24 protein-coding genes, 1 tRNA gene and 1 riboswitch are annotated in these 26180 nt (G+C 66.5%); of the genes, 24 read left to right on the plus strand and 1 reads right to left on the minus strand.

Features of this window, described 5'->3' with window-relative positions; genetic code table 11:
- Positions 1–256: 256 nt before the first annotated feature.
- The 14 genes from JOE41_RS19355 (at position 257) to hisF (ending at position 11580) form a co-directional block, all read left to right on the plus strand.
- Positions 257–328, plus strand: a tRNA-Val gene (locus JOE41_RS19355).
- Positions 329–435: 107 nt separating this feature from the next.
- Positions 436–1317: a PD-(D/E)XK nuclease family protein gene (locus JOE41_RS19360; RefSeq protein ID WP_209753267.1), complete on the plus strand. Its 882-nt coding sequence runs from the start codon at positions 436–438 to the stop codon at positions 1315–1317.
- Between the two features lie 59 nt (positions 1318–1376).
- The gene (gene def, locus JOE41_RS19365) at positions 1377–1964 is read left to right on the plus strand and encodes a peptide deformylase (RefSeq protein ID WP_043429660.1); all 588 of its coding nucleotides are present in this window, start codon (positions 1377–1379) and stop codon (positions 1962–1964) included.
- Complete coding sequence (gene fmt, locus JOE41_RS19370; RefSeq protein WP_209753268.1) at positions 1961–2881, plus strand: methionyl-tRNA formyltransferase; 921 nt, start codon at positions 1961–1963, stop codon at positions 2879–2881. Before def ends, fmt begins: the two co-directional genes overlap by 4 nt.
- Positions 2878–4497 carry an RsmB/NOP family class I SAM-dependent RNA methyltransferase gene (locus JOE41_RS19375; protein ID WP_011691532.1) on the plus strand — a complete coding sequence of 540 codons (1620 nt, stop codon included), beginning with the start codon at positions 2878–2880 and terminating at the stop codon, positions 4495–4497. Before fmt ends, JOE41_RS19375 begins: the two co-directional genes overlap by 4 nt.
- Positions 4498–4543: 46 nt before the next feature.
- On the plus strand, positions 4544–5236 hold the full coding sequence (rpe, locus tag JOE41_RS19380; RefSeq protein ID WP_011691533.1) for a ribulose-phosphate 3-epimerase: 693 nt from the start codon (positions 4544–4546) through the stop codon (positions 5234–5236).
- A 59-nt stretch (positions 5237–5295) separates the two neighbouring features.
- Positions 5296–5450, plus strand: a riboswitch (FMN riboswitch).
- Between the two features lie 158 nt (positions 5451–5608).
- Complete coding sequence (gene ribD, locus JOE41_RS19385; RefSeq protein ID WP_052309769.1) at positions 5609–6769, plus strand: bifunctional diaminohydroxyphosphoribosylaminopyrimidine deaminase/5-amino-6-(5-phosphoribosylamino)uracil reductase RibD; 1161 nt, start codon at positions 5609–5611, stop codon at positions 6767–6769.
- Positions 6769–7437, plus strand: a complete 669-nt coding sequence (locus JOE41_RS19390; protein ID WP_209753269.1) for a riboflavin synthase — start codon at positions 6769–6771, stop codon at positions 7435–7437. The genes ribD and JOE41_RS19390 overlap by 1 nt, the downstream gene beginning before the upstream one ends.
- Positions 7438–7508: 71 nt before the next feature.
- Positions 7509–8189: a 3,4-dihydroxy-2-butanone-4-phosphate synthase gene (gene ribB, locus JOE41_RS19395; RefSeq protein WP_083812747.1), complete on the plus strand. Its 681-nt coding sequence runs from the start codon at positions 7509–7511 to the stop codon at positions 8187–8189.
- The gene (gene ribA / locus JOE41_RS19400; protein ID WP_011691537.1) at positions 8186–8899 is read left to right on the plus strand and encodes a GTP cyclohydrolase II; all 714 of its coding nucleotides are present in this window, start codon (positions 8186–8188) and stop codon (positions 8897–8899) included. The genes ribB and ribA overlap by 4 nt, the downstream gene beginning before the upstream one ends.
- Positions 8900–8948: 49 nt before the next feature.
- On the plus strand, positions 8949–9434 hold the full coding sequence (gene ribH / locus JOE41_RS19405; protein ID WP_209753270.1) for a 6,7-dimethyl-8-ribityllumazine synthase: 486 nt from the start codon (positions 8949–8951) through the stop codon (positions 9432–9434).
- Between the two features lie 111 nt (positions 9435–9545).
- On the plus strand, positions 9546–9809 hold the full coding sequence (locus JOE41_RS19410) for a phosphoribosyl-ATP diphosphatase (RefSeq protein ID WP_028270786.1): 264 nt from the start codon (positions 9546–9548) through the stop codon (positions 9807–9809).
- Positions 9810–9867: 58 nt separating this feature from the next.
- On the plus strand, positions 9868–10728 hold the full coding sequence (gene hisG / locus JOE41_RS19415) for an ATP phosphoribosyltransferase (protein ID WP_011691540.1): 861 nt from the start codon (positions 9868–9870) through the stop codon (positions 10726–10728).
- 75 nt (positions 10729–10803) lie between these two features.
- Positions 10804–11580 (plus strand): imidazole glycerol phosphate synthase subunit HisF, encoded by a 777-nt coding sequence (hisF, locus tag JOE41_RS19420; protein WP_011691541.1) that lies wholly within the window; start codon positions 10804–10806, stop codon positions 11578–11580.
- An 83-nt stretch (positions 11581–11663) separates the two neighbouring features.
- On the opposite strand, the gene JOE41_RS19425 is transcribed toward hisF, so the two are convergent.
- Positions 11664–12308, minus strand: coding sequence for a TIGR03085 family metal-binding protein (locus tag JOE41_RS19425; RefSeq protein WP_209753271.1), 645 nt, complete (start codon positions 12306–12308; stop codon positions 11664–11666).
- Between the two features lie 101 nt (positions 12309–12409).
- On the opposite strand from JOE41_RS19425, the gene hisI reads away from it, so the two are divergent.
- The 10 genes from hisI (at position 12410) to JOE41_RS19475 (ending at position 26098) form a co-directional block, all read left to right on the plus strand.
- A complete protein-coding gene (hisI, locus tag JOE41_RS19430; protein ID WP_209753272.1) occupies positions 12410–12805 on the plus strand; it encodes a phosphoribosyl-AMP cyclohydrolase in 396 nt (131 codons plus the stop codon).
- Positions 12806–12891: 86 nt separating this feature from the next.
- Positions 12892–14478 carry an anthranilate synthase component I gene (locus tag JOE41_RS19435; RefSeq protein ID WP_209753273.1) on the plus strand — a complete coding sequence of 529 codons (1587 nt, stop codon included), beginning with the start codon at positions 12892–12894 and terminating at the stop codon, positions 14476–14478.
- A complete protein-coding gene (locus JOE41_RS19440) occupies positions 14478–15107 on the plus strand; it encodes a Trp biosynthesis-associated membrane protein (protein WP_374068578.1) in 630 nt (209 codons plus the stop codon). The genes JOE41_RS19435 and JOE41_RS19440 overlap by 1 nt, the downstream gene beginning before the upstream one ends.
- Positions 15108–15195: 88 nt before the next feature.
- The gene (locus JOE41_RS19445; protein ID WP_011691546.1) at positions 15196–15483 is read left to right on the plus strand and encodes an HGxxPAAW family protein; all 288 of its coding nucleotides are present in this window, start codon (positions 15196–15198) and stop codon (positions 15481–15483) included.
- Between the two features lie 2 nt (positions 15484–15485).
- Entirely contained in the window at positions 15486–16304 is an 819-nt protein-coding gene (trpC, locus tag JOE41_RS19450; protein WP_209753275.1) for an indole-3-glycerol phosphate synthase TrpC, read from the plus strand.
- 84 nt (positions 16305–16388) lie between these two features.
- Entirely contained in the window at positions 16389–17720 is a 1332-nt protein-coding gene (trpB, locus tag JOE41_RS19455; RefSeq protein WP_011691548.1) for a tryptophan synthase subunit beta, read from the plus strand.
- Entirely contained in the window at positions 17717–18535 is an 819-nt protein-coding gene (trpA, locus tag JOE41_RS19460; protein WP_209753276.1) for a tryptophan synthase subunit alpha, read from the plus strand. The genes trpB and trpA overlap by 4 nt, the downstream gene beginning before the upstream one ends.
- A gap of 3 nt (positions 18536–18538) precedes the next feature.
- Entirely contained in the window at positions 18539–19768 is a 1230-nt protein-coding gene (gene lgt / locus JOE41_RS19465; protein WP_209753277.1) for a prolipoprotein diacylglyceryl transferase, read from the plus strand.
- A gap of 263 nt (positions 19769–20031) precedes the next feature.
- A complete protein-coding gene (gene gltB, locus JOE41_RS19470; protein WP_043429663.1) occupies positions 20032–24648 on the plus strand; it encodes a glutamate synthase large subunit in 4617 nt (1538 codons plus the stop codon).
- Positions 24641–26098, plus strand: a complete 1458-nt coding sequence (locus tag JOE41_RS19475; protein WP_011691552.1) for a glutamate synthase subunit beta — start codon at positions 24641–24643, stop codon at positions 26096–26098. Before gltB ends, JOE41_RS19475 begins: the two co-directional genes overlap by 8 nt.
- The last annotated feature ends 82 nt before the right edge of the window (positions 26099–26180 follow it).

The following is a 26180-nucleotide window of genomic DNA, read 5'->3' on the forward strand; positions in this document are numbered from 1 at the left end:
CTATAGGAGGTTCTGGGAACTTACAAATCGGGAGGTCGCCATCTGCCACGGATGGCCCTGCTTCGTTGAAATCTAGGGGATTTTGCTAATTACAGGCGTGTAATTCACGCCCCCGGCCATGCGGAGGGTGCCGCTCTCGGAAGCGCCGGAGGCCGCCGCCGGGCAGGTGCACCAGCGACGCGATTCGGTGCCGGCGCGGCGTCGAAGGCTTCGATTTCCAAATGCCGCCCGGGTGGGCTAGCATTCAATGGCATTGGGGCGATTGGCGCAGTGGTAGCGCGCTTCGTTCACACCGAAGAGGTCACTGGTTCGAACCCAGTATCGCCCACCCATGAATGGCCCGTTCCGCTGACTCAGCGGGACGGGCCATTTCGCTTTCCGGTCACGGTTCCTGCGCCCTGCAATCCTGTCGGCCCTTCATGAAAGAGTGTTTGCATGACTGATCCACTCCTTGCCCACGCCACGGAATATGGCCGGATGTATGCACGCTCAACCTCCGAGTCGTTTTCCGTTCCGTCCATAACCACCGTCATCGGCCAGCAGCCGCACGGCCTCGACGGGTGGTTCGGGTACATGGGGGCGAACAGCCTTGCCAGCGATCCGCTGCTTCCCGGGATCCTGGGAAGTCCGGCCAAGGTCCGCCAGGCAGTCAGCCGTGCCTCGAAGGCCGCCGAAACCTACCGAGACGACGCCGCCAAGCGCGGAGACCGCGTGCACAACTACTGCGAACAGGTTGCGCTTCGGGCGCTCGGCCGGCCCCACCAGATGAAGGAAATGCGGGAGGCACTGGCAGCAAACGGCGAGGAAGCGTTCGCGGCGCGCTTTGATGAGTGGTGGGAACTCTTTGGCGTGGAGCCCGTTGCCCCGGAAGTGACCGTCTGGAACAAGACCGTGGGCTATGCCGGCACCCTTGACCTCGTGGCAAGGATCAACGGCCGGACCTGCATCATCGACTACAAGACCAAAGGCACCACCCGGGACGGAACTGTCAAGCCGCTGGACGACAAAGTGGTCATGCAGCTGGTGGCCGGAATGAAGGCGGAGGAAAGCCTCGTTGATCCTGTCGCGGGGGAGTGGGAGCCCTGGCAGCACGGCGATTCCCCCATCCTGCTGGCGGTGGCAATCGGGCAGACGGAAGTCCGGCCGATGCGTGCCAACCCGGAGGTGCTTAAGCACCACTGGTGGAAGTTCTGCGCCCTGCGGCGGGTCTGGGAGATGTCGGCGGACACCTCCAGCGCCGGGACCGCCCTCCTTCCGGTGGCGCCGCCATCGTTGCCCGTGGCACCGCCCGCACTGCAGGCTGTGCCCGGCAGGTAGCCGGCCAACTAAACTGGACTGGATCCCGTACCGCCGTTTTACCGAAGGACAGATTGCACATGGCCATTTTGAATATCCGCATCATCGGCGACCCTGTGCTGCGCACAGTGGCCGACCCCGTGACGGAATTCGGGCCGGAGCTCGCAAAACTCGTTGCCGACATGACCGAGACCATGGAGGACGTGGACGGCGCGGGCCTGGCCGCCCCGCAGGTTGGCGTCAGCAAGAGGGTTTTCACCTACCGCATCGGCGGGGTGGAAGGCCACATCATCAACCCGGTGCTGGAAAACAGCGAGGACTTCCAGCCGGACGAAGTGGAAGGCTGCCTGTCCATCCCCGGCCTTGGCTTCCCCGTCCGGCGCCGCCGCGCTACCCGGGTCACCGGGGTCGACCTCCATGGACATCCCGTCACCGTGGACGGCGAGGGCATGCTGGCCCGTTGCTTCCAGCACGAAACAGACCACCTCGACGGCATCCTCTTCACGGACAGGCTCGAAGGCGAAGACCGCAAGGCTGCCCTGCGTTCCATCCGCAATGCCAACTACGACGCGATTACCGAACGGACGACGTCGAAGCGGGCGAAGACTGTCGGTTCCAGTTTCGGGGGCGGCAGCTTCGGCGGCGGCAGCTTCGGCGCCGCCGAGTGAGGGTGCTGTTCGCCGGTACGCCGGCTGTCGCGGTACCGTCCCTGGACGCTCTAGTGCAGGCCGGCTTCGACGTCGTTGCCGTCCTGACCCGGCCGGACGCACCGATCGGACGCAAGCGCGTGCTCACGCCGTCGCCCGTTGCGGCGCGCGCCGCCGAACTCGGCATTGAGGTGATCCACGCCGCGAAGGTGGACGCTGAAGTGACTGCCAGGATAGCCGCCGCAGCGCCGGACGCAGCCGCCATCGTGGCCTACGGAGGCCTCATCCCGCGCGCAGCGCTGGACGTTCCGCGGCACGGCTGGATCAACCTGCACTTTTCCCTGCTGCCCGCCTGGCGGGGGGCTGCCCCGGTGCAGCGTGCCGTGATGGCCGGCGACGACATCACCGGCGCCGTGACGTTCCTCCTCGAAGAAGGGTTGGACACCGGCCCGGTTTTCGGGACCCTCACCGAGTCGGTCCGGCCCGATGACACCTCCGGTGAACTCCTGGAACGGTTGTCGCACAGCGGTGCGGCGCTGCTCGCCCAGACGCTTTCCGCCATAGAGGCGGGACGGGCCGTAGCCCTTCCGCAGTCGGGGGACGTGTCCCTGGCTCCCAAACTCGGCATCGACGACGGCCGGATCGACTGGCACGCGCCCGCCCTCGCCATCGGGCGCAGGGCGCGCGGCGTCACGCCTGAACCCGGCGCCTGGACAACGTTGGACGGACAGCGGGTCAAACTCGAACCTGTTGCGCTCCGGACCGATGCGCCGGCACTGCAGCCGGGCCAGGTGCTGCTCGACGGAAAGAGCGTTTTGGTGGGTACGGGTTCCCATCCCGTTGAACTGACGCGGATACAGCCCTCGGGCAAGAAGATGATGGCCGCCGCCGACTGGGCGCGCGGACAAGTGGCACTGGAAGGCGTGGTATTCGAATGAGCGAGTCCGGAACGGGCGGCAGCGGCCGCGGCAGGGGTCCCCGTCAGGGGGGAGCAAGCGGCGGCGGGCAGTCCGGCGGGTCTTCCTCCGGTCGCCGCCAAGGCAGCCAGCGCGACGCCCAGGGCCGGGAGCGCAACCGCGGGCCGAAGCGGAATTTCAGCGAGAACGCCCCTTCGCAGCGTACGCGGCGTGCCGACCCCGCCCGCCTGGTGGCTTTTGAAGTCCTGCGTGCCGTCGCATCGGAAGACGCCTACGCAAACCTCGTCCTGCCGGCCCGGATCCGCCACCATGGCCTGGACAAGCGGGACGCCGGGTTCGCTACCGAACTGAGCTACGGGGCGCTGCGCGGGCAGGGAACCTATGACGCCGTCCTGGCCCGCTGCGTCGACCGGCCGCTGGACCAACTGGATCCTGCCATCCTGGATGCCCTGCGGATCGGCGCCCACCAGCTGCTGGCCATGCGAGTGCCCGCCCACGCCGCCCTGGACCAGACCGTTGGACTGGCCCGTGCGGTCATCGGCGCCGGCCCATCAGCCTTGATCAACGCCGTCCTGCGCAAGGTCTCGGCCCACACGCTGGACGAGTGGCTGGAGCTGCTGCTCAGCGACGAGCAGGACGAAACCCGGGTGGCCTCCATCCGCTACGCCCACCCGGAGTGGATTGTCCGCGCCCTGCGGCAGTCGCTGGTGGCGCACGGACGCCCGGTCACCGAAATCAACGAACTCCTTGAAGCTGACAACGCTGCGCCGGTAGTGAACCTTGTTGCGCTGCCCGGACTGGGGAGCCTGGACGAAGCCCTGGAGGGCGGGGCCACGGCCGGTGAACTCGTGGAAGGCTCGGCGCTCTCCAGCGGCGGGGACCTCGGCCGGCTGGCGTCGGTGCGTGAAGGCAGCACCAGGGTGCAGGACGTGGGCTCGCAGCTGGTTGCCCGCGCCATGGCTGCCGTGGACCTGAATTCCGGGGATCTGCATGCCCCGGGTCCGGAGAGTGCGGACGGACAGTCCGGCGCCAAGGGCGGCGAAAAATGGCTGGACCTCTGCGCCGGACCGGGCGGCAAGGCCGCCCTGCTGGGTGCCCTCGCCCGGCAGCAGGGCGCAACCCTGCTGGCCAACGAACCCGCCCCGCACCGTGCCAAGCTGGTCCGGCAGGCGCTGGCCGCGGTCCCTCACGAGGTCTGGCATGTCCGGACCGGGGACGGCCGCGACGTCGGAACTGAAATGGCGGGGACTTTCGACCGCGTTCTCGTCGACGTACCCTGCAGCGGACTTGGCGCCTTGCGGCGCAGGCCGGAGTCGCGGTGGCGGCGCACACCCAAGGACCTCGCGGACCTGGGCCCGCTCCAGCGCGAACTGCTTAAGTCAGCCTTGGATGCCGTCAGGCCCGGCGGCGTGGTGGCCTACGTGACGTGCTCGCCGCACCCCGCCGAAACCACCGCCGTCGTGACCGACGCGCTGCGCAAACGCGACGACCTGGAACTGCTCGATGCCGGCGCCGCCTTGGACAAAGTCAGCCTGCCCGGGCATCTTGAGGCCGGCCACGAAATGACGGCCCAGCTGTGGCCGCATGTGCACCGGACTGACGCCATGTTCCTGGCCCTCATCCACAAGAAATCCTGACACCTTCGCGAATCCTGATCCCTCCGCTCGAGTGAAAGGAGCCGACATGGCTCAGTGCTGCATCAACCCCAGCATTCTCTCCGCCGACTTCGTCAACCTGGAGGCGGAGCTGCACAGAATCAGCAACGCCGATGCCGTCCACGTTGACGTCATGGACAACCACTTTGTGCCGAACCTGACCATCGGACTGCCCGTGGTCCAGCGCATCCAGGCCGTCAGCCCGGTGCCGCTGGATGCACACCTGATGATCGCCGACGCGGACCGCTGGGCGCCAGCCTTCGCCGACGCCGGACTCGCCTCCGTCACGTTCCACGTTGAAGCGTCGATCGCGCCCATCAAACTGGCACGGGAGCTTCGCGCACGCGGCGCCAAGGCCGGAATGGCGCTGCGTCCCGGTACGCCGGTGGAACCCTACCTGGACATGCTGTCGGAACTGGACCTCCTGCTGATCATGACCGTGGAACCAGGCTTCGGCGGCCAGTCGTTCCTGGACCTGACCCTCCCGAAGATCAGGCGTGCCCGGGCGGCGATCGACGGTTCCGGCACCGGGGTGGCGCTGCAGGTGGACGGCGGCATCACCGAGGAGACCATTGTCCGGGCGGCCGAGGCAGGAGCCAACGTCTTCGTGGCAGGCTCGGCGGTGTACGGTGCGGAGGACCCGGCTGCAGCGATTGACCGCCTCCGGGCAGCCGGCTCACGCGCGGTTCCGGCCGTGGCACGCTCTGTTTCGGAATCATGACGGAGTCTGACGGGAATACACGGACCAGTGACTCAGTTGTGACAGAATAACAACACACACTACGTGCTCCGGGGTCGGTGTAAGTCCGAACCGGCGGTGACAGTCCGCGACCCGCGAGCCGGCACAGATCCTCTCCAGGAACTGTTCCGGCGGACGGTTGAACCGGTGAAATTCCGGTACCGACAGTTAAAGTCTGGATGAGAGAAGCACGTACAGCTGTTACTGCACTGCCCTTCGGGCGGTGCGGTATTGCGCTGTCGTATACCCCCGGAGCCCACGCGGTTCTCGAGGGAAGGAACGACGAACGCTTTGACGCCGAAGACAACAGCGCCGCAGACTGCCGACCGGTTCAGTGCTGCCGAGACCGATGCCATGGATGCAGCCCTCGACGCTGCGCTCCTGGGGCCGCGCGGGGCAAACCCGCTGGTTGGCGCCGTCGTCATCGGCCCTGATGGCCGGCAACTGGTGACCGGCTATCACCGCGGCGCCGGGACGGCGCATGCCGAGGCTGACGCCATTGCCCAGGCGGGCAGGCAGGGCCTGGACCTGACCGGGTCAACCATGGTGGTCACCCTCGAGCCGTGCAACCACTGCGGACGGACCGGCCCCTGTGCCCAGGCGATCATCGACGCCGGCATTGCTTCGGTGGTGTACGCAGTAGACGACCCCCATGACCCCGCCGCCGGCGGAGCCGCAACGCTGCGGGCCGCCGGAGTCAGCGTACGTTCCGGCCTGTCCGCCCGCGCCGCGTTCGAGCTTAACCGTCGCTGGTTTGAAGCCGTCCTCGGCCAGCGCCCCTTCGTAACACTCCACATCGCCCAGACCCTGGACAGCCGCATCGCGGCAGCGGACGGTACCAGCCAATGGATCTCCAGCCCGGAGTCCCTCGCGGACAACCATGGGCTCCGCAGCCGGGTGGATGCCATCCTGGTGGGTACGCAAACGCTTCTCGTGGACAACCCCCGGCTCACGGCCCGGGACGCGTCCGGCAAGCCGGCCGGGAACCAGCCGTTGCGCGCAGTCATGGGGCTCCGGGGAATTCCCGACGACGCCGCTATCCACGGCGACGACGGCCGCGTCCTGCACCTGCCCACCCGGGACCCGCACGAGGCACTGGAGAGGCTTTTCTCCGCCGGTGTCCGCCACGTCATGGTGGAAGGCGGATCCAGCATCCTGAGCGCCTTCCTCGCCGCCGGCCTCGTGGACGAACTGATCGTCTATCTGGCGCCCACCCTGCTCGGATCCGGGACTGCCGCCCTTGGCGACCTCGGCATCACGACCCTCGCCGACGCCCAGGCCTGGGACTGGGATCAGGCATCCGGGGGAGCCGTGCAGAGCCTGGGCCGGGACCTTAGGCTCCACCTCTTTCCAGGGAGCGTCGAACCGGCAGCAAGAACGGCCGCGTCCACGGACCCGGCCGAAGCAGATCTGCCGGCAGCACCGGCCGCGCCCGAATCCTTTCTATCCTTGACCAGCTCACCCGAATCCTTACCGCACCGCACCGGCGCGGGCACCGCCACAGGAGGCAACTGATGTTTACCGGAATAATTGCCGAACAGGGCAGGGTCCTGTCCGTTGAACGCAACGGCGACGTCAGCGCCACGGTGCGCCTTCATGCGCCCGGCAGCACCGAAGGGCTGGCCCTGGGCGGCTCGATCGCCGTCAACGGAGTATGCCTGACCGCCACCGCGATTGACGGCAAGGACTTCAGCGTGGACGTCATGGGCGAGACGCTGGTCCGGAGCACCATCGGAGAGCTCGATGCGGGCGACACCGTGAACCTGGAGCGCTGCGTTCCTGCAGGCGGACGCCTGGACGGACATGTTGTCCAGGGGCACGTGGACGGCGTCGGGGAACTCCTCGAGCGCGAGGCACTCGGCAACTGGGACCGCCTGCGGTTCGGAGTGCCCGTGCGGCTTGCCCGCTACATCGCTGAAAAGGGCTCGATCGCCGTCGACGGCGTCTCCCTCACCGTGACGGCAGTCAGCGACGCGTCGGAACCGGCGCAGTGGTTCGAAGTGGGCCTCATTCCCACCACCCTGGCTGAAACCGGCCTGGGCGCGAAGAGCCTCGGCAGCAGGGTCAACCTCGAAGTTGATGTGCTGGCCAAGTACACCGAACGCCTGCTCGCCTTCGCCGGCGGCTCCACCAGCGGTGCCGGCACCGCCAACGTCACAGCCGGAACGGGGGACTCCAAGTGAGCCAGCTCAAGAACACACCCAAACTGCACACCGATGAACTGAGCCATCATGAATTTAGCGGTGGACTCGACATCCCTGTGGCAGTGACGACGGGCAGGGTGCTGGACCCGATCGAAGACGCCGTCCGGGCCATGGCTGCGGGCCTCCCCGTCCTTGTGGTGGACAACGAGGACCGTGAAAACGAAGGCGACATCATTTTCGCCGCCCAGCACGCCACGCCCGAACTGATGGGCTGGACAGTCCGCTACAGCTCCGGGGTAATCTGCGTACCGCTCGACGGAGCCCGGGCGGATGCCCTGCTGTTGCCGCCCATGGTCGAGGTCAATGAAGACTCCAAGGGCACCGCCTACACGGTTTCCTGCGATGCGGCCGTTGGCGTCAGCACGGGCATTTCGGCAACAGACCGGGCACTCACCGCCCGGGTCCTGGCAGATCCCGCGAGCCGCCCCGGATCGATCACCCGTCCAGGGCATGTTTTCCCGCTCCGGGCCGTTAACGGTGGAGTGCGTGAACGCCCGGGCCACACCGAAGCGGCCGTGGACCTGTGCCGGCTTGCCGGGCTGGAGCCGGTGGGCGTGATCGCCGAGGTGGTGTACGACAACGGAGAAATGATGCGTCTGGACGGACTTCGCGGCTTCGCTGCACAGCATGGTTGCCCGCTGATCTCGATAGAGGATCTGGTGGCGTACCTGGATGCAGGGCGGCCCGACGGACAGGCGCCGGTCCCGGCGGGGAATGAGGAGATGCGATGACGGCTTCAGAGGCACGAAAAGACGTGAAGGCCGGACGCCGGCCGCACCCGGTCAGCGGCGGACCTGTTGTCCAGCTGCCCAGTGAATTCGGGGACTTCGTGGCCCAGGCCTGGACTGACCTGGTGACAGGTGCCGAGCACCTCGCCGTGAGTTCACCCATTCCGCCTGTGGATGGCAAAGCACCGTTGGTGCGGCTCCATTCGGAGTGCCTTACCGGGGACGTCTTCGGCTCCTACCGCTGCGATTGCGGAGAGCAGTTGGCCTACGCCCTCGAGAAGATCAACGAGGAAGGCGGCACGCTGCTGTACCTTCGCGGGCAGGAAGGCCGCGGCATCGGCCTGGCCAACAAGATCAAGGCCTACGCCCTTCAGGAAGCCGGCTTCGATACGGTCGAAGCCAACGAACAGCTGGGCCTTCCCGTCGATGCGCGCTGCTATAACGCCGCTGCGCAGATCCTGGCCGAGCTGGGACTGCACGAAGTGCGCCTGCTGAGCAACAACCCGGACAAGCAGAACCGGCTGGCGGATGCCGGCGTCACCGTCGTCGAGATGGTTCCCACTGAGGTTCCTTCACGCGAACAGAACATCCGGTACCTGCAGACCAAGAAAGACCGGATGGATCACCGGCTCGTCCTGGGCACCCGGGACGGCGAACCGGTGACGGCATTGCCGGCCGCCGGCCAAGGGCCCTACCAGCACGAACAAGACTGAATCAGCACCAATAAGACTGACGAAAACAGAACGAAGCAGGAGACTTTAGATGAGTGGACACGGCGCACCGGAGATTGACCTCACAACCCTCAACCCGGCGGAGACGTCGCAGTTGAAGCTGGCCATTGTGGCCGCCAGCTGGCATACCCAGATCATGGACGGGCTGCTGGACGGCGCGCTGCGCGCTGCCAAGGACGCCGGGATCAGCGAACCGACCGTCCTGCGGGTTCCCGGCAGCTTTGAGCTCCCCGTGGCCGCGGCCCGGCTGGCCAAGCACTTCGACGCCGTTGTGGCCCTTGGTGTGGTGATCCGCGGCGGAACCCCGCACTTCGAGTACGTCTGCGAAGCGGCCACGATGGGGCTGACCGACGTCAGCGTCAACACCGGCGTTCCGGTTGGCTTCGGTGTGCTCACCTGCGACACCGAGCAGCAGGGCCTGGACCGCGCGGGCCTGCCCGGGTCCAAGGAGGACAAAGGCCACGAAGCCGTCACCGCCGCGCTGGCCACTGCAGTCATCCTGAAGCAGTACAGCTAGGCGCCCCTTGCTTGCTCCGGTGCCGCGGTGGCTGTGTGTTGCCTCACTTCGACGCCGTCATGGAACGGCCCGAGAGGCGGGGCCAGGCCCGGAGCAAGTAGGCTGGAGGGCGTGAAGAATTTCGAGACGCTGTTCGCAGAACTGAGTGAGAAGGCAGCCACCCGTCCGGCAGGCTCCCGCACCGTCGCAGAATTGGAGTCCGGAGTCCACGGCATCGGCAAAAAGGTCGTGGAGGAAGCCGCCGAAGTATGGATGGCTGCCGAATACGAATCCGATGAGGCCGCCGCCGAGGAAATCTCCCAGCTCCTGTACCACCTGCAGGTTCTGATGCTCGCCAAAGGCCTGACCCTGGAAGACGTCTACAAGCATCTGTAGCCATGCTGAGCGTGGCCGATTGCCTGTAACCAAGACTTCCTAACCCAGAAAGACCCCCATGCTGCGAGTTGCCGTCCCCAACAAGGGATCCCTGTCCGAAGCGGCTTCGGCCATGCTGTCCGAAGCCGGATACCGCCAGCGCCGCGATACCCGCGAACTGGTCATGGTGGACCCGGACAACGACATTGAATTCTTCTTCCTCCGCCCGCGCGACATCGCGGTTTACGTCGGCAGGGGAACGCTCGACGTCGGCATCACCGGCCGTGATCTCCTCCTCGACGCCGAGGTGGAGGCTGAGGAACTGCTGCCGCTGGGCTTTGCCGCCTCGACCTTCCGGTTCGCCGGTCCCGTGGGTGACTTCACCAAGGTGGAAGAGCTCGAAGGCAAGCGCCTGGCCACAAGCTATGACGGCCTCCTGCGCGGCTACCTCGCCGAGCGCGGCATCAATGCCAAGGTGGTCCGCCTGGACGGCGCCGTGGAATCCTCGGTGCGGCTCGGCGTGGCGGACGCGATTGCCGACGTCGTCGAAACCGGCAACACGCTCAAGGCGGCCGGGATGGAAATCTTCGGCGAACCGATCTTGAAATCGGAGGCGGTGCTGATCCGCCGCACCGGACAGGAAGGCGCCGCGAACGGCACGGCCAAGGAGATCGAGGTCCTGATCCGCCGGCTGCAGGGTGTGCTCGTGGCCCGGCAGTACGTCCTGATGGACTACGACATCCGCAAGGAACTCGTGGAGCAGGCCGCGGCGCTCACGCCGGGCCTGGAATCGCCCACGGTCTCCCCGCTGCGCGACTCCGACTGGGTTGCCGTGCGCTCCATGGTCCCGAAGAAGGAAACCAACCGGATCATGGATGAGCTCTACGATCTGGGCGCCCGCGCCATCCTGGTCAGCAGCATCCACGCTTGCCGGATCTGAGCTTGACCGTTTAGGCCCTGCCCGTTTCTGCGGTCTCCACCGCATCTCCCACCAGCGAAACCCTCAGGAGACATCATGGCTGTAGCAGTGCGCGTCATTCCGTGCCTGGACGTTGATGCCGGCCGCGTGGTCAAAGGCATCAACTTCGAGGGCCTCCGGGACGCCGGCGATCCCGTGGAACTGGCCCACCGCTACGACAACGGCGGGGCGGACGAACTGACCTTCCTGGACGTCACCGCCTCCTCAGGCAACCGCGAAACCACCTTCGACGTGGTCCGCCGCACTGCCGAGGAAGTCTTCATTCCGCTCACCGTCGGCGGCGGCGTCCGCGGTGTGGCCGAGGTGGACAAGCTCCTGCGTTACGGCGCGGACAAGGCCTCGATCAACACGGCGGCCGTCGCCCGGCCGGACGTCATTGACGAAATCACCCGGCATTTCGGGTCCCAGGTCCTGGTCCTGTCCGTGGACGCCCGGCGTACCCGCCCCGGATCAGAACCCACGGCCTCGGGTTTTGAAGTGACCACACACGGCGGCCGGCAGGGGACCGGGATCGACGCCATCGAGTGGGCGCGCGAAGCCGCGGACCGTGGCGTCGGGGAGATCCTGCTCAACTCCATTGATGCCGACGGAACCAAGGACGGCTTCGACATCGAATTGATCCGGCTGGTCCGTGCCGCCGTCAGGGTGCCCATCATCGCCTCCGGCGGGGCAGGCAAGCCCGAACACTTTCCGCCCGCCGTCGCGGCCGGAGCGGACGCCGTGCTGGCGGCGTCGATTTTCCACTTCGGTCCCGTGGACATGATCTCGCAGGTTAAGACCGCCATCCGCGAAGCAGGATTCGAGGTCCGCTAGCCACCACTGGTTGAGCTTGGGGCTCTCCGGCGGTTGGGCTTGCCGAAACCTTGATTTCGACCAACATAACCAACGGGCCGCTGCTAGAGTCCGACTTCGGCTGACTGGAGGAGCGCGACGGCGTCCGGCTGACCTTCGAAGGTCACCAGCGCATGGTGGGTGCGTCCATGGGCGTGCATCAGCAGTTCGCCCGGTTCGCCGACTATGGCCACCGACACGGGAGCGCGTTTGGCGACGTGACGCGGACCGGAAGGCCGCACCAGCACGATGCCCAGGTCCACCCCGCGGTACAGAATGGCTGCGCGTTTGATGAGCTCATCCCAAAGGGCGTCGGAGTATTCCTCATCCAGGGCACGCGGTGCCCAGCGGTCCACGGCCCGGCGGACGTCCTCGGTGTGCACAAAGTACTCAATGAGGTTGGAGCTCTCCGCCAGGGCCTTGATCCTCAGCGGCGACAGCGCAGGGGGACCGGCCCGGAAGGTGTTGACCAGCCGGGTGTAGTCCTCGGTGGTCTTGAGTTTGGCGGCAAGCTTCGCGGTGGCCTCGTCGGAGGCTTTGGCCAGGCTCTTGATGATCAGGCCAAGCCCGACGCCTGCCTTGCGTTCGCGCAGGTAGAGGTGTGCGGCGAGGTCGCGCGTGCGCCAGCCCCTGCAGAGCGTGGGGGAGTCAGGGCCGGCCGCCAGCAGGGTTTCGGCCAGGACTTCTCGGGACGGATCGACGAAATGCATCACTTGTGAAACTAGCACGAGAGGCCGCGAGTTGCGCAGTGGAAGCGCCTCCGATTTTGACCCTGATCGTCACACTTCGGTGAGGCACTAGACTTGGTCTGATGTCTGAGCAGCCCGCCCCCGCCCCCGTACCTGTCCTGCCTGCCGAAGTGGCGGACGCCCTGAAGCGCGACGCCGCCGGGCTTGTAGCCGCCGTCGTCCAGCAGTTCGACACCAACGAGGTGCTCATGCTCGGCTGGATGGACGACGAGGCACTGCGGCGCACCATGACCTCCGGGAGGGTGACGTTCTACTCCCGGTCCCGCCAGGAGTACTGGCGCAAGGGAGACACCTCCGGCCACGTGCAATGGGTCAAATCCGTTGCACTGGACTGCGACGGCGACGCCCTGCTGGTCCGCGTGGACCAGGTCGGAGCGGCCTGCCACACGGGCACGCGCACCTGCTTCGACGGCCGAGGGCTTCCCGTCGTTGCCGGCGCCGCCGGGAACGCCAGCTAGCACCGTTCAGGCAGGGTGCGGCGCAGGCGCCGGACCCCCACCACACGATTCAGGCACCACTCAAGAACAGGCGGAAAACCATAGCCATGCAGGACCTTGGAATCATCAGCCCGGGCCTCGAGGAATTCCGGGAGCTCGCCAGCCACAGCCGTGTCATCCCCGTCCGGTTGAAGGTCCTGGCCGACGCCGAGACCCCCATCGGGCTCTACCGCAAGCTGGCGAACGGCCAGCCCGGCACCTTCCTGATGGAGTCCGCGGCCGTGGGCGGTTCGTGGTCCAGGTATTCCTTTATCGGCGCCAAGTCCCGCGCCACCCTGACCACCAAGGACGGGCAGGCGCACTGGCTGGGAGAGCCGCCTGCCGGCGTGCCGGTCGACGGGAACCCCGTGGATGCCATCCGTGACACCGTGGAAGCCCTGCGCACCGACCGCTTCGAAGGCCTGCCGCCGTTCACCTCGGGCCTGGTCGGTTTCCTCGGCTGGGAAACCGTACGGCATTGGGAAAAACTCACCAGCCCGCCCGAGGACGACCTGGAACTTCCGGAACTGGCCCTGAACCTGGTCACGGACATGGCAGTGCACGACAACATGGACGGCACTGTCCTGTTGATCGCGAACGCCATCAACTTCGACAACAGCACGGAACGCGTGGATGAGGCCTGGCACGATGCCGTGGCCCGGGTCAAGGCGCTGCTGGCCAAGGTGAGCACTCCCGTGGAACAGCCGATTTCGGTGCTGGAACCGGCCGCCCTGGACTTTGCCTCCAGTGTCCAGGAACGCTGGAATGAGCCCGACTACCTGGCTGCCCTGGACCGCGGCAAGGAAGCGATCGTTGACGGGGAAGTGTTCCAGGTGGTCATCTCCCGCCGCTTCGAAATGGAGTGCGGTGCCGATCCGCTGGATGTGTACCGGGTGTTGCGGAATACCAACCCCAGCCCGTACATGTACATCTTCAGCCTCGAAGACGCCGCCGGCCGGCAGTACTCGATTGTGGGTTCTTCCCCTGAGGCCCTTGTGACGGTCACCGGCGAGGAGGTCATCACCCACCCCATCGCCGGATCACGTCCCCGGGGCAAGACCGTGGAGGCGGACAAGGCCTTTGCCGAGGAGCTCCTTGCCGACCAGAAGGAACGCGCCGAGCACCTCATGCTGGTGGACCTGTCCCGTAACGACCTCTCCAAGGTGTGCGTAGCCGGCACGGTGGATGTCACGCAGTTCATGGAAGTGGAGCGCTTCAGCCACATCATGCACCTGGTGTCCACGGTGGTGGGCAAACTCGCCCCGACCGCCAAAGCCTATGACGTGCTGAAGGCAACGTTCCCGGCCGGGACTCTCTCCGGCGCCCCGAAACCCCGTGCCCTGCGGCTCCTCGACGAGTTGGAACCGCACCGCCGCGGCATCTACGGCGGCGTAGTGGGCTACCTGGACTTTGCCGGCGACATGGACATGGCCATCGCCATCCGTTCTGCGCTGCTCCGCGACGGCCGCGCCTACGTCCAGGCCGGCGGCGGCATCGTTGCCGACTCGGTGAACCCGACGGAAGCCCTGGAAACGGTCAACAAGGCTGCCGCGCCGCTGCGGGCCGTCCACACGGCGGGGTCACTGCACAACATCACGGCCGATTCCGTTGCGGAGCCGGGCGATGCTGCCGGCACAGACACAGCGGCCCATTGATGGGCGTCATGGCAGACAAGGCAAGCCAACCCGCCAGGAAACGGACCGGCGCTCCGGTGTGGGCGCGGAAGTCCACGCTGGTCCTGGTTATAGCCGCGATGGCCCTGGCCGCCTTCGGCACCACAACCCAGACGTGGCTGACCGTCCACCTGGACCCGGCCCAGCTGGGCCAGGCCGTCAACAGCCAGGACGGCCTGCAGGTACAGGGCAGCAAAGCGGCCACCACCGTCACCGCGCTGGCACTCGTGGCGCTGGCCGGCGGCCTCGCCGCCTCGATCGCCGGCCGGATTGCCCGCTGGATCATCACGGCGATCATTGTCCTGGCATCGGTGGGGATCGTGGCAGCAGCCGTGACCGTGATGGCGGACCCCCTCGCAGCAGCCCAGGGGTCCATCGCCGCCGCCACCGGCATCACCGGCAGCAGCGTCCAGGTGAGCGTCTCAGCCTTCCCGGCACTCGCCGTCGTCGCCGGCGTCCTGCTGGGGCTAAGTGCCCTGCTGATCATTCCGGCGGGCCGGCACTGGAAAGCGCGGACCAAATATGACGCCGCAGCGGCCGGTGCTTCCGATGGCCCCGCGGACGAGATCGACAGCTGGGACAGGCTGTCCCGGGGCGACGATCCCACGTAAGCCGGGACCGCCGGTGTACCCGGCCGATGTCCAAGGTGCCGCCAAAAAATGGCAGAATGTAAGCAGTATTCATCCTGAGGAGATTTCCATGAGCAAAGCCACTGTTTCCGCATCCAAATCCGCTGCTGCCCAGAACGTCAACACCGGCGTCGACCACAGCGCAGACCTCGGCCACGGCAACAGCCCGGCCGCCTGGACGTGCGTGATCGTTATGCTGGTGGGCGCCCTCATTGCGTCCATCGCCTTTGTCATCGCCAGCACCCCGATCTTCATTGCCGGCGCGGCAGTTATGGTGATCGGCCTGCTGCTCGGCTGGATTATGCGGAAGGCCGGCTACGGCGTGGACGGCAGCAAGCTGAAGAACTCCGGCCACTAGCAGTGACTGTTCTCGATGACATCAATGCCGGTGCACGGGAGGACATGGAGGCCCGCCGGCGCCTGGTGTCCCTCGCCGAACTGAAGGACCGCGCCGCAGCGGCCGCGCCCGCACGTGACGCCTGGGCAGCCCTCGGCGGGGATGACTCGACGCGGAAGCAGCTGAAGGTCATAGCGGAGATCAAGCGGCGCAGCCCCTCCAAGGGCGATTTGGCGAGCATCGCCGATCCCGCCGAGCTGGCCGTCAAATACGCCGACGGCGGTGCGTCCGTTATTAGCGTGCTCACCGAGCAGCGCCGGTTCAGTGGGTCCCTCGCCGATTTCGACGCCGTCCGGAAAGCCGTCGACGTTCCGCTGCTTCGCAAGGACTTCACCGTCGACGAATACCAGATCTGGGAAGCGCGCGCGCACGGTGCGGACCTGATCCTGCTGATCGTCGCTTCGCTGACCGATGCGGAACTGCGCGACTTCAGCCAGCTCACCCGTGAACTGGGCATGAACGCCCTGGTGGAGACGCACACGGCAGAAGAAATCGAGCGCGCCGTAGCGGCGGACGCCCGGATTATCGGCGTCAACGTCCGCAACCTCAAGACGCTCGACGTCGACCGTTCCGTTTTTGCCTCCCTTTCCGGCGGCATCCCTCCGGAGGCGGTCATCGTTGCCGAGTCCGGTGTCCGCGGCGTGGACGACGTCCGGCATTACGCCGCGAGCGGCGCCAACGCCGTCCTCGTGGGTGAAGCCCTTGTGAGCGACGCAACCCCGCGTGAGCGGATTGCCGAATTTACCGCAGCCGGGGCGGAAGCCATCGCAGCACGGGTCTGACGACCGGGGCGCCCGGCATCAGTCTGCTGACGCCGGGTGCCACCCGATTTTTCTTATGAACAGTGGAACAGGATGGTGAGACCGATGGTCGACGCGCCAACAACCGGCTCTGATGAGGGCACCGCGGACGCATTTCTGCAAGGAGACCGGTCCCTGCGCCACGCGCCGGGTCCGTACTTCGGCTCCTACGGCGGGCGCTGGATGCCCGAATCCCTTATCGCGGCCCTGGATGAGCTGGAAGACACTTTCGAAAAGGCCAAGGCCGACCCGGAATTCGTCGCCCAGATCAAGGACCTGAACAAGAACTACTCCGGCCGTCCGTCCCTGCTGACCGAGGCCAAGCGCTTCGCGGAGCACGCCGGGGGAGTCCGCATCTTCCTCAAACGCGAGGACCTGAACCACACCGGTTCGCACAAGATCAACAACGTCCTGGGCCAGGCCCTGCTGGCCAAGCGCATGGGCAAGACCCGCGTGATCGCCGAGACCGGTGCGGGCCAGCACGGCGTAGCCAGCGCAACGGCCGCCGCCCTGCTGGGCCTCGAGTGTGTGGTGTACATGGGCGCCGAGGACTGCCGGCGCCAGGCCCTGAACGTGGCCCGCATGGAGCTCCTGGGCGCCACGGTCATTCCGGTGACCAGCGGATCGCAGACGCTCAAGGACGCCATCAACGAGGCGCTCCGCGACTGGGTGGCGAACGTGGACCACACCCACTACCTGCTCGGCACGGCCGCCGGTGCCCACCCGTTCCCGGCGATGGTGCGGTACTTCCACGAGGTCATCGGTGAAGAAGCCCGCGCCCAGATCCTGGAACAGGCCGGCCGGCTGCCGGACGCCGTCTGTGCCTGCATCGGCGGCGGCTCCAACGCGATCGGCATCTTCCACGGCTTCCTGGACGATCCTTCCGTGCGGATTTACGGCTTCGAGGCCGGCGGCGACGGCGTGGAAACCGGCCGGCACGCCGCCACCATCAGCCTGGGCAAGCCGGGTGTGCTCCACGGTGCGCGCTCGTACCTGATGCAGGACGACGACGGGCAGACCATCGAGTCGCACTCCATCTCCGCGGGCCTGGACTATCCCGGCGTCGGCCCGGAGCATGCCTACCTTTCGGACATCGGCCGCGTCAGCTACGAACCCATCACGGATGCCGAAGCCATGGATGCCTTCCGGGTCCTGTGCCGGACCGAGGGCATCATTCCGGCCATCGAATCGGCACATGCCCTGGCGGGAGCCATCAAGGTGGGGCAGCGCCTCGCCGCCGAAGCTGCAGCCGAAGGCCAGCCCGCGGACAGCAAGATCGTGATCGTTAACCTCTCCGGCCGCGGGGACAAGGACGTGGCCACGGCCGCCGAATGGTTCGACCTGCTGGACAAGGATTCCGTTGAGGCCGAGATCGGCAAAGAAGGGGAACAGCTGTGACCGGCGTTCAGGACATCACCAGCACCAGCAAATCGGCAGCCGCCATCGACAAGGCACGCGCTGAAGGGCGGGCCGCCCTCATCGGGTACCTGCCCGCCGGCTTCCCCAGCGTGGAGGACACCATCGCCGCCGGCATCGCGCTGGCCGAGAACGGTGCCGACCTGATCGAGATCGGGATCCCGTACTCCGATCCCGTCATGGACGGGCAGGTCATCCAGGCTGCCACCACGGAGGCCCTCGCCAAGGGCTTCCACGTCCGCCAGGTCTTCGACGTGGTCCGCGGCATCACCAGCAAGACCGACGCCGCCGTCCTGGTGATGACCTACTGGAACCCCGTAGTCCGGATGGGCGTGGACGAGTTCTCCCGCCAGCTGGCCGAAGCCGGGGGAGCCGGGCTCATCACCCCCGACCTGATTCCGGACGAAGCCTCCGAATGGATGGGTGCCTCGGACAAGTACGGACTGGACCGTGTGTTCCTTGTCGCCCCGTCCTCTTCCCCGGAGCGTATGAAGCGCACGGTGGATGCCAGCCGCGGCTTCGTCTACGCAGTGTCCATCATGGGCGTCACCGGTGCCCGGACTTCCGTCAGCAGCGCTGCGGAAGGCGTCGTTGCCGCCGCGCGTGCTGCAGGAGCCGAACGCGTATGCGTGGGCCTCGGAGTCTCCAATGCCGGCCAGGTCCGCGAGATCGCGGCCTATGCAGACGGCGTAATCGTGGGCACGGCATTGGTCGCCGCCATCCGTGACGGCGGCGTGGACGCTGTCGCCGCCCTGACCAAAGACCTCAGCACCGGCCTGACCAGGGAAGAAGCCTAAACAATGCAGACTGTCCTCCACGCGGCGGCCATGCTCCCCGCCAGCATTCCGAGCCCGGACTGGTCCGGATTCGACATCCCGCTGCCGTGGGGGTCCCTGCGCATCCACGCCTACGCGCTGTGCATCCTTGCCGGAATCGTCGTTGGCCTGTGGCTGACGTCGGTCCGCTGGACCAAGCGCGGTACACCGGAGGGCAGCCTGTGGGACATCGCCATCTGGGCGATCCCGTTCGGCATTATCGGCGGCCGCCTCTACCACGTGTTCTCATCCCCGGACGCCTACTTCGGCCCCGGCTTTGACGGCACCGGTGATCTGTCCCTGATCCCGCAGATCCAGCGCGGCGGTCTGGGGATCTGGGGGGCCGTCCTGCTCGGCGCCGTGGGCGCATGGATCGGCTGCCGCCGCGCAGGCGTCAAGCTGACCGCATTCCTCGATGCCGCCGCTCCCGGGCTGCTGCTCGCCCAGGCGCTGGGGCGCTGGGGCAACTACTTCAACCAGGAGCTCTTCGGCGGTCCCACCACCCTTCCCTGGGGCCTGCAGATCGACGCCGACAACGCGAACTTCCCGGCCGGCATGCCGGCCGATACGCTCTTCCACCCGACGTTCCTCTACGAGTCGCTCTGGAATATCGCAGGCGTGCTGATCCTGCTGGCCCTGGACCGGAAGTTCCACTTCCGCCGCGGGCGGCTGTTCTGGCTCTACGCCATGTACTACACCCTGGGCCGGGTCTGGATCGAAGCCATGCGGATCGACGATGCCGAACAGATCAGCCTGTTCGGCATCACCACCCGGCTCAACGTGTGGACCAGCATCTTCGTCTTCGTTGCGGCGCTGATCGTGTTTATTGCACTGGGGCTCCGCAAGCGCGATGAACCGGACACCCCGTACCTGGCCGGCCATGTCCCGGCCGCCACGGACGGCGACGCCGACAGCGACGGCGCTACAGCGGCCGTCAGTGACGGCGCCACCAAGGCCGGGGACCGCGAAGACGGCGAACTGGCGGCTGTTCCGGTCGACGGCAAAAGCATCCGGCATTCGGACAAGAGTGTCTCAGATAGTGGGTCACGTGATAATCTCCCTGATAACCAAAGCGGTCCGGGGCACACTTCCGCCCCAACTGAAGCGGTGACGGAACCAGCCGTCGGCACCAGGCCCGCCAAGAGCCAGCCGGCAGCCGGCAACTCCGCTCACCAGGACTCCGGATCCGCGCCGGACACTGACCGCACCAAGTAGTCAGGGCCGGCAAACCGGGCAGCAGGGCTACCGCCCGCAGCGCCCGTTCCCACAGCGTCGTGGCACCAGGGCCCCATTCCCGTCAGCACAGAGCTGCCGACGGGTCAAGCCCAGGTCAGGGCCTGCGTAACTGTTAGTTCAGCAGGCCGGGCTGACCTACAATTTCCAGTAAGTAACACTTTGTTGTGCCCATCACACAGGCACCGCGAGTGGGGCCAACGTTGTCCCTTCCATACGCTCGATCAGGAGGAAGGACGTCTCCCATGACCCAAACTCTTCACAGCCCCAGTTGGTCCGAACCGAACCAGCCTGCAGCAGCCATGTCGCCGTTTAAGCGGTTCGCGGCGCTGCCGGAGGCCGGTGGGCTCTACAACCCGGAGCAGGAGAAGGACGCCTGCGGCCTGGCCATCATTGCCACGCTCCGCGGGGAGCCCGGCTATGACATCGTCGACGCCGCCCTAACCGCCCTGCGCAACCTTGAGCACCGCGGTGCCGTGGGTGCCGACGAAGGAACGGGCGACGGCGCCGGACTGCTGATGCAGATCCCGGACGAGTTTTTCCGCGCCGTCACCGAGTTTGAGCTTCCGGCGCCCGGACAGTACGTAGCGGGTACGGCTTTCCTGCCGGCCGAGCAGCGTGAAGCAGATGCCGCCAAGGCCGGCATCGAAGGCCTTGCAGCCGACGAAGGCCTTACGGTCCTCGGCTGGCGCGAGGTCCCGATCGTGGCCGATCTTGTCGGTGCCATGGCGCGGGCCTGCATGCCGTATTTCTCCCAGCCGTTCTTTGCCTCCAGCACCGGGGAAGTGCTGGAGCGCAACGAACTCGACTCCCGGGCCTGGCGGATCCGCAAGCGCGCGCAGAACAAGTTCGGCGTGTACTTCCCGTCGCTGTCCTCCCGGACCATCGTCTACAAAGGCATGCTGACCACCGCCCAGCTGGAGCCGTTCTACCCGGATCTTTCGGACAAGCGCTTCAAGACCAAGCTCGCGATCGTCCACTCGCGTTTCTCCACCAACACGTTCCCGTCCTGGCCCCTGGCCCAGCCGTTCCGCACCATCGCCCACAACGGTGAAATCAACACCGTCAAGGGCAACCGGAACTGGATGCGCGCCCGCCAGTCCCAGCTCGCAAACCCGCTCCTGGGTGATTCCCCGGAGGAGCTGTACCCCATCTGCACCCCGGGCGCCTCCGACTCGGCGTCGTTCGATGAAGTGGCTGAGCTGCTCTGGCTCTCCGGCCGGCCCATCACGCACTCGATCATGATGATGATCCCCGAGGCCTGGGAAAACCACGCCACAATGGATCCTGCCCGCAAGGCGTTCTACGAATACCACTCCCTGCTGATGGAACCGTGGGACGGCCCTGCCGCCGTCTCCTTCACCGACGGCAGCCTGGTGGGCGCAACACTTGACCGCAACGGCCTGCGCCCCGGCCGGTACTGGATCACCGAAGACGGATTGGTGGTGTTCGCCTCCGAGGTGGGCGTCATCGACGTCGAACCTTCCAAGGTGGTCAAAAAGGGCCGGGTTTCCCCGGGCAAGATGTTCCTGGTGGACACCGAGGCCGGCCGGATCATCGACGATGAAGAGGTCAAGGCTGAGGTCGCCGCCGCCAACCCGTGGGCGGAGTGGGTCAAGGACAACCTGATTGACCTTAACGACCTGCCGGAGCGCGAACACGTGGTGCACACCGCTGCGTCCGTGAATATCCGCCAGCGGACCTTCGGCTACACCACCGAAGAACTGAAGATCCTGCTGGGCCCGATGGCCCGCACAGGTGCCGAGCCCCTCGGCGCCATGGGCTCGGACACTCCCGTGGCCGTGCTGTCCAAGCGCCCGCGGCTCCTCTTCGACTACTTCGTGCAGTCCTTCGCACAGGTCACCAATCCGCCGCTGGACGCCATCCGCGAGGAGCTGGTCACGTCCCTGATGTGCGCCATCGGCCCGAACGGCAACCTGCTGGACACCAAGCAGGTCCGGCAGCCGCAGGTTTCGCTGCCGTTCCCGGTGATCAACAACGACCAGCTCGCCAAGATCGCCAACATCGAAACCCCTGACGGCGACAGGATCGCCATGAAGGTCCGCGGCCTGTACCGCCCCGAAGGCGGCGAAAACGCGCTGCGTGCCCGTCTCACGGAAATCTGCGAGCAGGTGTCCGGCGCCATCAACCGCGGCGTGCAGTACGTGGTGCTCTCGGACCGCGACTCGAACGCCCAGTGGGCACCCATCCCGTCGCTGCTGCTGGTCAGCGCCGTGCACCACCACCTGCTGCGCAGCGCCAACCGCACCAAGACCGCCCTGGTGGTCGAGGCCGGCGACGTCCGCGAGACGCACCACGTGGCAGTCCTGATTGGTTACGGTGCCTCCGCCGTGAACCCGTACCTGGCCATGGAGTCCGTGGAGCAGCTCATCAGCAGCGGCGACGTTGTTGGCGTGACCCCGCAGGACGGCGTCTACAACCTGATCAAGGGCCTCGGCAAGGGCGTCCTGAAGATCATGTCCAAGATGGGCATCTCCACGGTTGCCTCCTACACCGGTGCGCAGACGTTCGAAGCCCTTGGCCTCGGCCAGGAACTGGTGGATGAATTCTTCGCCGGCACCCACTCCCAGCTCGGCGGCGTCGGACTCGACGTCATCGCCGCTGAAGTGTCCGCACGGCACCAGATGGCCTACCCGGAGGGCGGCATTGAGCAGCCGCACCGACCGCTGCTCGGCGGCGGCGAGTACCAGTGGCGCCGCGACGGTGAGCCGCACTTGTTCAACCCGGAGACGGTCTTCCGGCTGCAGCACGCGACGCGTGAACGCCGCTACGACATCTTCAAGTCCTACACCCGGGGCGTGGACGACCAGTCCGAAAACCTCATGACCCTGCGCGGGTTGCTGCGGTTCAAGACTGGTGTGCGGCCCGTGGTGCCGCTTGAGGAAGTGGAGCCCGTCTCCAGCATCGTCAAGCGTTTCTCCACCGGCGCCATGAGCTACGGCTCCATCTCCAAGGAAGCCCACGAGACCCTGGCGATCGCCATGAACCGGCTGGGCGGCAAGTCCAACACCGGTGAGGGCGGCGAGGACGTGGACCGCCTGCTGGATCCCGAGCGCCGTTCGGCCGTCAAGCAGATTGCCTCCGGCCGTTTCGGTGTCACGAGCCTGTACCTGAGCAACGCCGACGACATCCAGATCAAGATGGCGCAGGGCGCCAAGCCCGGCGAAGGCGGCCAGCTGATGGCGCAGAAGGTGTACCCCTGGGTTGCCCGGACGCGCCATTCGACCCCCGGCGTCGGACTCATTTCCCCGCCCCCGCACCACGACATCTACTCGATCGAGGACCTCGCCCAGCTGATCTATGACGCGAAGCGTGCCAATCCTTCGGCCCGGGTCCACGTCAAGCTCGTCTCCGAGGTGGGAATCGGCACAGTTGCCGCCGGTGTCACCAAGGCCAAGGCCGACGTCGTACTGGTTTCCGGTCACGACGGCGGTACCGGCGCCTCGCCGCTGAACTCGCTCAAGCACGCCGGTGTCCCGTGGGAGCTGGGGCTCGCAGAGACCCAGCAGACCCTGATGCTCAACGGCCTGCGCGACCGCGTGGTGGTGCAGGTGGACGGCCAGCTCAAGACCGGCCGCGACGTCGTGATCGCCGCGCTGCTCGGCGGCGAGGAATTCGGTTTCGCCACGGCACCGCTGGTGGTTGAAGGCTGCATCATGATGCGCGTCTGCCACCTGGACACCTGCCCGGTGGGTGTGGCCACGCAGAACCCCGAACTGCGCGCCCGCTTCAGCGGCAAGCCCGAGTTCGTGGTCAACTTCTTCGAGTTCCTGGCCGAAGAGGTCCGCGAGATCCTGTCGGAGCTTGGCTTCCGGAGCATCGAAGAGGCAATCGGACACGCCGAAGTGCTGGACACCCGTGAGGCGATCAATCACTGGAAGGCCGAAGGGCTGGACCTGGACCCGATCCTGCACGGACTCGAGTTCGACGACGACGCCCCGCTGCGGAACCTGACCGGCCAGAACCACGAGCTGGACAAGCACTTCGACCAGCGGCTCATCACCATGGCCGCCGAGGCGCTGACCGACCGCACCCCGGTGAAGATCGCCGTGGACGTCATCAACACGGACCGCTCCGTGGGCACCATGCTGGGCCACGTCGTCACCAAGACGTTCAGCACGGACGTGCTGGCCACGGACACGATCGACATCACGCTGACCGGCACCGCGGGCCAGTCGCTGGGCGCCTTCCTGCCTGCCGGCATCACCCTGCGCATGTTCGGCGACTCGAACGACTACGTGGGCAAGGGCCTCTCCGGCGGCCGCATCATCGTCCGGCCGGATCGCACCAACGTGTTCCAGGCCGAGAGCAACGTGATCGCCGGCAACGTGATCGGTTACGGTGCCACCAGCGGCGAGATGTTCCTGCGCGGCCAGGTGGGCGAACGATTCCTGGTCCGCAACTCCGGCGCCACGGCAGTTGTCGAAGGCATCGGCGACCACGGCTGCGAGTACATGACCGGCGGCCAGACGCTCATCATCGGCCGCACGGGCCGCAACTTCGGTGCGGGCATGTCCGGCGGAACGGCCTACGTGCTGGACCTGCGGACCACCCGCGTCAACAAGCAGGCGCTGGAGTCCGGCGAACTGCAGCTGCGCGAACTGGATGCCGAGGACCGCGACATCGTGCACGGTCTCCTGGTCAAGCATGTCGAAGAGACGGAATCGCTGCACGCGCAGCGTCTGCTCGAAAACTTCGACGACACCGCAGCCCGCATTACCAAAGTCCTGCCGCGCGACTACGCGGCCGTATTGCAGACCCGTCTTGACGCGATCGAAGAGGGCCTGGACCCCGATGGCGAAGAAGTGTGGTCTCGAATCCTGGAGGTGACCGGTGGCTGATCCACGCGGATTTCTGAAAGTACGTCAGCGTGAAACCCAGCCGCGCCGTCCCGTTCCCGTCCGCATCATGGACTGGAAGGAAGTCTATGAGGCCCAGGAAAAGGGTGTCCTGAAGAGCCAGGCCGGCCGCTGCATGGACTGCGGCGTACCGTTCTGCCACCAGGGCTGCCCGCTGGGCAACCTGATTCCCGAGTGGAACGACCTCGTGTGGCGGGACAAGGGCGAGGAAGCTATTGAGCGGCTTCATGCCACCAACAACTTCCCGGAATTCACCGGCCGCCTGTGTCCGGCACCCTGCGAGGCGTCCTGCGTGCTGGGGATCAACCAGCCCGCGGTGACCATCAAGCAGGTTGAAGTTTCCATCATCGATCAAGCCTTCGACAACGGCTGGGTCAACCCGCTGCCGCCGACCCGCCTGACGGGCAAGACCGTGGCAGTGGTTGGCTCCGGCCCAGCCGGCCTGGCAGTTGCCCAGCAGTTGACGCGCGTGGGTCACACCGTTGCTGTGTACGAACGTGACGACAAGATCGGCGGCCTCCTGCGTTACGGCATCCCCGACTTCAAGATGGAGAAGGAGCAGGTTGACCGCCGCCTTGAGCAGATGAAGGCCGAAGGCACCCGTTTCCGCACCGGAGTGGCCGTGGGCAGCGACGTGACCTGGGAGCAGCTCCGCCGGCGTTACGACGCCGTGGTGGTTGCCACCGGCGCTACCGTGCCGCGCGACCTGCCGATTCCGGGTCGCGAGCTTGAGGGCGTCCACTTCGCGATGGATTACCTCGTTCCCGCCAACCGTGTGGTGGCGGGGGAGCAGGTGGAGAACCAGATCCACGCCAAGGGCAAGCATGTGGTGATCCTGGGCGGCGGTGACACCGGCGCGGACTGCCTCGGCACTGCACACCGCCACGGCGCCGCGTCCGTGACCACGCTGGCGATCGGCAAGCAGCCGTCCGTGGAACGCACCCCGAACCAGCCCTGGCCCACGTTCCCCACGCTTTTCGAGGTGGCGAGTGCGCATGAAGAGGGTGGCGAGCGGACGTATCTGGCCTCCACGGTGGAGTTCGTCGGCGAAAACGGCAAGCTCACCGGCGTGAAGGTTGCCGAGACCGAATTCGTGGATGGCAAGCGACTCCCCAAGGCGGGCACCGAGCGGATCATTCCCGCGGACCTGGTGTTCCTGTCCCTGGGCTTCACCGGTGCGGAGCCGGCTGGCATCACTGATCAGGTCCACGCCGAATTCGACGGCCGCGGCAACGTGGCGCGTGACGGCTACTACATGACGAACACCGAGGGTGTGTTCGTTGCCGGTGACGCCGGCCGCGGACAGTCGCTCATCGTGTGGGCCATCGCCGAAGGCCGCGCCTGTGCTGCAGCGGTAGATAAATTCCTGATGGGAACTACGATCCTGCCTGCCCCGGTTGCCCCAACCGACCGGGCGATCGCCGTTCTCTAGTCGCGACTCTGCAGTCACAATCGGGGGACCACGGAAGTTCACCAGCGGTACAACTTCAATCCAGAAACAGACCAATAGGGTA

The sequence above is a fragment of the Arthrobacter sp. PvP103 genome (genome assembly GCF_017833075.1).
Lineage (GTDB): Bacteria > Actinomycetota > Actinomycetes > Actinomycetales > Micrococcaceae > Arthrobacter.